2 pseudogenes are annotated in these 619 nt (G+C 59.0%); one reads left to right on the top strand and one right to left on the bottom strand.

Going from position 1 to position 619, the window contains the following annotated elements:
* Positions 1-384, bottom strand: a pseudogene (locus tag ACK4TH_RS12880) (DUF520 family protein); the annotation flags it as partial.
* Positions 385-416: 32 nt separating this feature from the next.
* Between ACK4TH_RS12880 and ACK4TH_RS12875 the strand changes: the two are divergent.
* A pseudogene (locus tag ACK4TH_RS12875) lies at positions 417-619 on the top strand (UDP-N-acetylenolpyruvoylglucosamine reductase); the annotation flags it as partial.

Below are 619 nucleotides of genomic sequence, written 5' to 3'. Positions count from 1 at the left end.
GCACTTCCTCGCCCTGGATGCTGGCGTTGACCTTCATCTTGCTGTCCTTGATGACCTTGACGATCTTCTTGGCCAGCTCGCTTTCGATGCCGGCCTTGACCTTGAGCACCTGCTTGACCTTGTCGCCGCCGATCTTCTCGACCTTGCCGATGTCCATGAAACGGATGTCGACCTTCTGCTTGGTCAGCTTGTTGAACAGCACGTCGCGGACCTGGTCGATCTGGAAATCGCTGTCGCCAAGGACGATGACTTCCTTTTCCTTTTTCTTGAATTCGACGGCGGCGCTGGTGCCCTTGAAGTCGAATCGGGTGCCGATTTCCTTGGCGGTGGTGTCCACGGCGTTGCCGACGGATTCGGGTCGAGCTTGGTGTCAAAACTGGGCATGGTTGTTCTCCTTTGTCTGCGAAAATTCTCGCATGCACACCGCCCTGGCCGTGGAAAACGGCGTCAACCTCAAGCCTTACAACACCTTCGGCCTGCCCAGCCTGGCGCAGACGCTGGTGCGCATCCGCTGCGAGGCCGACGTCAAACGCGTGGTCAACGACCCCGAACTGGGGCTGGCGCGCAAGTTCATCCTGGGTGGCGGCAGCAACCTGGTGTTCACGCAGGACATCAAGGC

This window comes from Tepidimonas sp., assembly GCF_046292505.1.
Classification (GTDB): Bacteria; Pseudomonadota; Gammaproteobacteria; order Burkholderiales; family Burkholderiaceae_C; genus Tepidimonas.
The sequence above is the reverse complement of the archived record's forward strand: the minus strand, read 5'-3'. Positions and strand labels throughout refer to the sequence as shown.